Genomic DNA, 7,762 nt, shown 5'->3' on the forward strand with positions numbered 1-7,762 from the left:
TACCCCCTATTTTAAAATATTAAAATCATTGAAACCGTTCAACTTTTTTCTTTTTCTCCAGAAGATCTACATCAAGACATAAACTCTGGAGCTCTTTTATTAAAACATTAAATGATTCAGGAACTCCTGGCTCCAATACAGGATGTCCTTTAACAATAGCTTCATACATACGTGTTCTACCTGTTATATCATCACTTTTTACAGTTAAAAATTCCTGAAGCGTATATGCTGCTCCATATGCTTCCAATGCCCATACTTCCATCTCACCAAGCCTCTGTCCTCCAAACTGTGCCTTTCCTCCAAGAGGTTGCTGGGTTACCAAGGAATAAGGACCTATGGAACGAGCATGAATTTTGTCTGCCACAAGATGATGTAACTTAAGCATATACATATATCCGACTGTAACAGGTCTTTCAAAGGGTTCTCCTGTTTTTCCATCATAAAGCGTTACCTGTCCTGTTGTTGGGTAGCCAACTTTTTTGAACATTTCCTTTATTTCATCCTCTTTTGCACCTTCAAAAACAGGGCTTGCAACATAAAGACCAAGAGCCTTTGCAGCAAGACCTAAATGAGTCTCAAGAATCTGTCCCACATTCATTCTTGAAGGAACTCCAAGAGGATTAAGTACTATATCAACAGGTGTTCCATCTTCAAGATACGGCATGTCCTCTTCAGGTAGAATCATGGAAACAACTCCCTTATTTCCGTGTCTGCCTGCCATTTTGTCTCCAACTTGTATTTTTCTTTTCATAGCAATGTAAACTTTAACTATTTGATTAACACCTGGTGGAAGTTCATCGCCTTTTTTAATTCTTTCAATTTTTTCATTGTATTTTGCATAAATCTGTTTTATATTCTGTTCCACCTCCTTGTTAACTCTGCTTACTTCCGCTTTAACATCAGGGTCTTCTACTTTAAGTTTGAGCAGTTGATTTACATCAAGGAGATTAACAACTTTTTCTGTAAGTGCTTTTCCTTTAGGACATATTATCTTTTCACCTTTTTTTACATCTTCAAGTATAATCTTACCTTTAAGAATTTTTCTGATTCTACTTGCCTTTGTCTCTTTAAGAATCCTGATTTCATCTTCTCTATCTCTTTCTATTCTTTTTATTTCTTCTTCTTCTATAGCATTTGCTCTTCTGGATTTTTCTTTACCCTTTCTTGTTAGAATTTTTACATCAATAACAACTCCCTCAATACCTGGTGGAACATAAAGACAGCTTTCCTTAACATCTTCTGCCTTCTCACCAAATATTGCATATAAAAGTTTTTCTTCAGGAGTAAGAACCCTTTCTCCTTTAGGTGTTACTTTTCCAACAAGAATATCTCCAGCTTTTACCTTTGCACCTATTCTTATAATTCCATCTTCATCAAGATTTTTTAACAGTTCTTCATTAACATTTGGAATTTCTCTTGTAATCTCCTCAGGACCGAGTTTTGTATCTCTGCATTCAATCTCAAATTCGTCTATGTGAATGGAAGTATAAACATCCTCTTTGACAAGTCTCTCACTGACCAGTATAGCATCCTCAAAGTTATATCCACCCCATGGCATAAAAGCAACAAGAACATTTCTGCCAAGAGCCAATTCACCATTGTCCATGCAAGGACCATCAGCAAGGATTGTTCCTCTTTCTACTGTCTGTCCAACTTTAACAATAGGCTTTTGAGTCATGCATGTGCTTTGATTGGATTTATGAAACTTCACAAGATTGTATATATCAACTCCTCCACCTTCTTCAGTAACTCTTATAACAATTCTTCTTGAATCAACATTTTCTACTATTCCTGCTCTCTTTGCAACCACAAGCCAACCTGAGTCTCTTGCTGCATACAATTCCATTCCTGTTCCAACTATAGGAGCTTCTGTATGAATTAAAGGGACAGCCTGTCTCTGCATATTTGATCCCATTAAAGCTCTGTTTGCATCATCGTTTTCAAGAAATGGAATTAAAGAAGCAGATAAGCTAACTATCTGTTTCGGAGATACATCCATGTATTCTACTTCCTCGCGGGATACCATTTTAAAATCACCCTTAACCCGTGCTGAAACAGTCTCTCCGATAATATTTCCCTCTTCATCAACAGGAGTTGTTGCTTCTGCAATAACATAGTTTTCACTTTCAAGAGCGCTTAAAAAATGCACATCATTTGTCACTTTTCCATTAACAACTTTTCTGTAAGGAGATTCTATAAAACCAAAATCATTGATTCTTGCATAAGTTGCAAGAGAAGTTATTAGACCGATATTGGGTCCTTCTGGAGTCTCAATAGGACATATTCTTCCATAATGAGTTGGATGAACGTCTCTGACCTCAAATCCTGCTCTTTCGCGGGTAAGTCCTCCTGGTCCAAGAGCACTCAATCTTCTTTTGTGTGTAATTTCGCTTAGTGGATTAGTCTGATCCATAAATTGACTTAACTGGCTGGTGCTGAAAAACTCTTTGACAGCTGCCATTACAGGTTTTGTATTTATTACATCATGGGGCATTGCTGTCTCAACATCTGTTATGGTCATTTTCTCTCTGATTGCCCTTTCCATTCTTACTAATCCGATGCGGAACTGGTTTTCTAAGAGTTCACCAACTCCTCTTACTCTTCTGTTCCCAAGATGATCAATATCATCAACCTCTCCCTTGCCTGTTCTGAGATTGAGTAAATATTTAACAATTTCAATAATATCTTTGTCAGTAAGAACCCTAACATCAAGAGGAATATCAAGTCCTAATTTTTGATTTAATTTAAGTCTTCCTACAGAAGAAAGGTCATATCTTTTAGGATCAAAAAACAAACCATAAAAAAGTTCTTCAGCTGCTTCTTCAGTAGCTGGTTCTCCAGGCCTCAATTTCTTATATATTTCTCTTAAGGCATGCTTTTTATTCTCAACTTTGTCAGTTAGCAATGTTTCACGTAAAGATGGAAGATAGTTAATATTATCTATGAAAAGCAGTTCTAATTTTTGAATTCTGGCAGATATAATTCTATGAAAGGATTCTTCTGTAATCTCTTTATTACTATCAACTATTACTTCACCTGTTTCAGGGTCAACAATATCTGAAAGAGTTATCCTGCCTATTATTTCACTTTTAGAAATTGGTATTTCCTGAATTCCAAGTTCTTTCATTTTCTTTAGTGAGTATCTTGTAATCTTACTTCCTTCTTTTACTATGATATCTTTCCCATCAGCACTGCAGATGTCAACTTTTGTTCTAACTCCTGTCAATATATCACTCACAACTCTTGTATAGGTGGTTTCATCTTTAATTCTTATTTCTTCTATGGGATAGAAAATTCTTAATAAATCTTCATTTGTATATCCAAGTGCCTTAAGAACAATTGTGGCTGGAAGTTTTTTCCTTTTATCAATTCTTACATAAAGAAGGTCTTTTGAATCAAACTCAAAATCAAGCCATGAGCCTCTAACAGGTATAATCCTTGCTGAATAAAGAAATCTTCCACTTATTCTGCTTTTACTTCTATCAGGTGCAAAATAAACACCAGGGGATCTGTGCAACTGACTTACAATAACTCTTTCAACTCCATTTATTATAAAGCTCCCTGTCTCAGTCATCATGGGAAGGTCGCCAAGAAAAACTTCTTGTTCTCTGGATTCTTTAAGAAACTTTCTCCCTTCTTCATCTTTGTCCCATATATTTAACCGAACTTTCATTTTTATTGGGACTGAATAAGTAAGACCCTTAACCATGCATTCATAGGGAGTTAATTTTGGTTCTCCAACTGAGTATGAAATAAATTCTATTGTAGTTGTTCCGTTGTAATCACTTATAGGAAAAACACTGTTTAAAGCAGACTGAAGACCCTCATCGGCTCTTTCCTCTGGTGGAATATCTTTTTGAAGAAACTTATCAAAAGATTTTCTCTGAAACTCTAAAAGATAAGGCACCTCCACAAGTGGAGGCACCTTTCCAAAGTTTATTCTCTCTCTTAAAGGCTTTATCATAGTTCTCCTTCTCTATTAAAATTATTTTATTTTTACTGTATTTCTACTGTAGCACCTTCTGCTTCAAGTTTTGACTTAATTGTATCAGCTTCCTCTTTAGACACGCCTGTCTTCACTGGTTTTGGCGCACCATCAACTAAGTCTTTAGCCTCTTTAAGTCCAAGTCCTGTGAGTTCTCTTACTACTTTAATGACCTGAATCTTCTTATCTCCTGCTGCCTTTAAGATTACATCAAAACTTGTTTTCTCTTCTGCTGCTGGTGCTGCCTGAGCTGCTGGTGCTCCTGGTGCTGCTGCAACTGCTACAGGAGCGGCTGCTGTTACACCATATCTTTCTTCAAATTCTTTAATAAATTGACTCAGTTCTAAGATTGTAAGATTATCAAAAAACTGAAAAACCTCTTCTTTTGTAATTGCCATAACTTTTCCTCCTTTTATTAAGCTTTTTTATTTTTTAATGCTTCTAATGCGTAAAGAAGTTTAAGATTTACTGCCTGAAGTGCACATGCCATCTTTGACAATGGAGAACTCATGCCACCAACAAGCATTCCAAGTAAAACATGCTTTGAAGGTAGTTTTGAAATCTCTTTAAGTTCTGCTGGTGAATAAACCTTGCCTTCAACAACACCTTGTTTTAATTTAAATTTTTCATTTTTTTCAGAATACTCAATTGCCCTTTTAACTGTCACAACAGGGTCATCATAACCAAAAACCACACCAGTACATCCTTTTAAAGAGCTTTCCAGTTGTTCTTTAAAAGCAGCATCTCCCAATGCTATCCTGAAAAGAGTATTTTTACAAACCTTATACTCTGCTCCAGAGTCTTTCATTGTTTGTCTTAACTCTGAAATTTCAGCTACCGTAAGCCCCTGAAAATTAGTCAAAATAAAAGATTTGGACTTAGAGAGCCTTTCAATAAGTTCTTCAACCCTTTTTTTCTTTGTTTCTTTTGTAGTGCTCAGATTATACCTCCTTTCTTGGACAGCAGTGCAATATGATAGTTTATATTGTTCAATCCATTCAATCTCGGCAGGCGAACAATCATTAAGCCATCTGGCACCTGCTGTCTCAGATTATTAATAACAGGCAAAGCCTGTTTTAAAACTTCAACTTTGATATATCTATTTTCAAACCAGGTCCCATTGTAGAAGATATAGATACTTTCTTAATATATTTTCCTTTTGATGTCGGTGGTTTTGCCTTTATAACTGATTTAAGAACTGCTATAGCATTTTCAATGAGCTTTTCTCTGTCAAAAGAAAGTTTACCTATCGGAACATGAACAACTCCACCTTTATCGTTTCTATATTCAATTTTCCCTGCTTTTGCTTCTTTAACTGCTTTACCTATTTCAAAAGTCACTGTACCAAGCTTGGGATTAGGCATTAAACCTCTCGGACCGAGGATTTTACCAAGCTTACCAACTTGTCCCATCATGTCAGGAGTTGCAATAGCTCTATCAAATTCAAGCCAACCCTGTTGAATTTTTTCAATCAGATCTTCAGCTCCAACATAGTCGGCTCCTGCCTCTCTTGCCTCTTTTTCTTTTTCACCCTTAGCAAAAACTAAAACCCTCACTTCTTTACCTGTTCCATGAGGCAGAACAACTGTGTTTCTCACAACCTGATCAGATTTTCTGGGATCAATTCCTAAATTTATTGCCATTTCTACTGTTTCATCAAACTTTGTGAAACTATTTTCTTTTAAAATATCTATCGCCTCATCAAAGGTATATTCTTTTTGAAGATCAATTTTTTCTTTTACTGCAACCAATTTCTTTCCCATTTGTTTTACCCCCTTATCTCCACACCCATACTTTTTGCTGTGCCAATTATCATTTTCATAGCAGCTTCCAGCGATTTTGTATTTAAATCAGGCAATTTTGTTTTTGCTATCTCTTCAACCTGTTTCATTGTAAGAGAGCCTACTTTTTCCTTGCCTGTTGCACCAGAACCTTTTATTATTCCAGCAGCTTTTTTAATAAGTTCAGATGCTGGAGGAGTTTTAAGTATAAAAGTGAATGACCTATCCTTATAGATAGTTAATACGACAGGAATAAGAGTATCGCCCATATTTTGTGTCTGGGCATTAAATTGCTTACAAAATTCCATAATATTAATGCCGTGCGGACCAAGTGCAGGACCTACAGGTGGTGCAGGATTTGCTTTACCTGCTGGTATAACAAGTTTTACCTGTGCTGTTACTTCTTTTTTTGCCATATTTTATTCCTCCTTTAAACCTTTTCAACCTGTGAAAAAGCCAGTTCTACAGGTGTTTGTCTACCAAAGATACTTACCATAACTTTAACTCTTTCATGTTCAGAGTCTACTTCGTCAATATATCCTGTAAAATTAGTAAATGGACCATCAGTAATTCTAACAGTCTCTCCTTTTTCAAAATGAGCTTTTATTTGAGGAGCTCTTCCTTTTTCCAGTTGCTGAAGGATCATCTCAACCTCTTCTTGAGGGATAGGTGCAGGTTTTTTACCGCCAACAAACCCTGTCACCCGTTGAGTCGTGCTTATTAAATGCCATGTATCGTCATTAAGTTCCATTTCTACAAGAATATATCCAGGATAAAATTTCTTTTCCTGTTCTTTTTTCTTTTTACCTTTGACTTCAATTATCTTTTCAGTTGGAATTAAAATTCTTGAAATTTTATCTTCAAGTCCTTTTGTCTTAACTCTTTCTTCAATTGAAGCCTTTACTTTTTCTTCAAAACCTGACATCGTATGCACAACATACCATTGTTTTGCCATATTTTTCACCCAATAAATGCACTTATAATTCTTGATAGTATAAGATCTATTAAACCGAGAAAGAATGAAATTAAAACTACTGTAACAATAACCACCCATGTAGAAGCTATCACTTCATCTTTTTTAGGATAGTTAACTTTTTTTGCTTCTATTTTTACTTCATTAAAAAAATTTTTAAGCCTTGCTATCATTGTTCACCTCAAAAAAACATAATGAACAGGCCAGGAGGGATTTGAACCCCCATCCCCCGGATTTGGAGTCCGGTGCTCTATCCGTTAGAGCTACTGGCCTATTCTTATGCCTTTGTTTCTTTGTGTAATGTATGTCTTCTACAGTGCCTGCAATATTTTTTTAACTGTAATTTATCAGGCGTAGTTTTCTTATTCTTAGTTGTTGAATAATTCTTACTTTTACACTCAGTGCACTGAAGCAGTATTATATCTCTCATCTTTTACTCCAGCACCTCTGTAACAACACCTGCACCTACTGTTCTTCCACCTTCTCTTATCGCAAATCTTAATCCTTCTTCCATCGCTATCGGTGCTATCAACTCTACACTTAAATTCACATTATCACCTGGCATTACCATCTCTACTCCATCTGGTAACTTTATCACTCCTGTCACATCCGTTGTCCTAAAATAAAACTGAGGCCTGTATCCATTGAAAAAGGGCGTGTGCCTACCTCCCTCTTCCTTTGTCAATACGTAAACTTCTGCCTTAAACTTCGTATGCGGGGTTATGCTCCCTGGCTTCGCTAATACCATCCCTCTTTCTACTTCATCTTTGCCTATTCCCCTTAATAACACTCCTATGTTGTCTCCTGCTCTTCCTTCATCCAGTATCTTACGAAACATCTCTACTCCTGTCGCTACTGTCTTACGGGTCTCCCTTAATCCCACTATCTCTACTTCGTCTCCTACTTTGATTATTCCTCTTTCTACTCTCCCTGTTACTACTGTTCCTCTACCTGATATTGTAAATACATCTTCTATAGGCATTAAAAATGGCTTGTCTATTGGCCTTTCAGGCTCTGGTATGT

At 36.3% G+C, this 7,762-nt stretch carries 9 protein-coding genes and 1 tRNA gene; all 10 read right to left on the reverse strand.

Translation table 11 applies throughout. The features are described from left to right. Positions 1-25: 25 nt before the first annotated feature. Positions 26-3,964, reverse strand: a complete 3,939-nt coding sequence (gene rpoB / locus FLY87_RS05830; RefSeq protein ID WP_141266561.1) for a DNA-directed RNA polymerase subunit beta — start codon at positions 3,962-3,964, stop codon at positions 26-28. Between the two features lie 32 nt (positions 3,965-3,996). Further along, positions 3,997-4,383 (reverse strand): 50S ribosomal protein L7/L12, encoded by a 387-nt coding sequence (gene rplL / locus FLY87_RS05835; protein ID WP_012546672.1) that lies wholly within the window; start codon positions 4,381-4,383, stop codon positions 3,997-3,999. A gap of 17 nt (positions 4,384-4,400) precedes the next feature. Further along, positions 4,401-4,988, reverse strand: a complete 588-nt coding sequence (gene rplJ / locus FLY87_RS05840; RefSeq protein WP_181406000.1) for a 50S ribosomal protein L10 — start codon at positions 4,986-4,988, stop codon at positions 4,401-4,403. 73 nt (positions 4,989-5,061) lie between these two features. After that, positions 5,062-5,748 (reverse strand): 50S ribosomal protein L1, encoded by a 687-nt coding sequence (gene rplA / locus FLY87_RS05845; protein ID WP_141266565.1) that lies wholly within the window; start codon positions 5,746-5,748, stop codon positions 5,062-5,064. A gap of 5 nt (positions 5,749-5,753) precedes the next feature. Next, entirely contained in the window at positions 5,754-6,182 is a 429-nt protein-coding gene (gene rplK, locus FLY87_RS05850) for a 50S ribosomal protein L11 (protein ID WP_012546433.1), read from the reverse strand. Between the two features lie 14 nt (positions 6,183-6,196). Continuing rightward, complete coding sequence (gene nusG / locus FLY87_RS05855; protein ID WP_012546677.1) at positions 6,197-6,721, reverse strand: transcription termination/antitermination protein NusG; 525 nt, start codon at positions 6,719-6,721, stop codon at positions 6,197-6,199. A 5-nt stretch (positions 6,722-6,726) separates the two neighbouring features. Then, positions 6,727-6,912, reverse strand: a complete 186-nt coding sequence (gene secE / locus FLY87_RS05860) for a preprotein translocase subunit SecE (RefSeq protein ID WP_141266567.1) — start codon at positions 6,910-6,912, stop codon at positions 6,727-6,729. A gap of 26 nt (positions 6,913-6,938) precedes the next feature. Beyond that, positions 6,939-7,012 (reverse strand) — tRNA-Trp (locus FLY87_RS05865). A gap of 4 nt (positions 7,013-7,016) precedes the next feature. Continuing rightward, a complete protein-coding gene (gene rpmG / locus FLY87_RS05870; protein ID WP_084205613.1) occupies positions 7,017-7,169 on the reverse strand; it encodes a 50S ribosomal protein L33 in 153 nt (50 codons plus the stop codon). A gap of 3 nt (positions 7,170-7,172) precedes the next feature. Then, a partial coding sequence (locus FLY87_RS05875; protein ID WP_255446971.1) for an EF-Tu/IF-2/RF-3 family GTPase occupies positions 7,173-7,762 on the reverse strand: 590 nt, incomplete at its 5' end.

Origin of the sequence: Thermodesulfovibrio sp. Kuro-1 (genome assembly GCF_006538445.1) — a bacterium.
In the GTDB taxonomy this organism is placed as follows: Bacteria; Nitrospirota; Thermodesulfovibrionia; order Thermodesulfovibrionales; family Thermodesulfovibrionaceae; genus Thermodesulfovibrio; species Thermodesulfovibrio yellowstonii.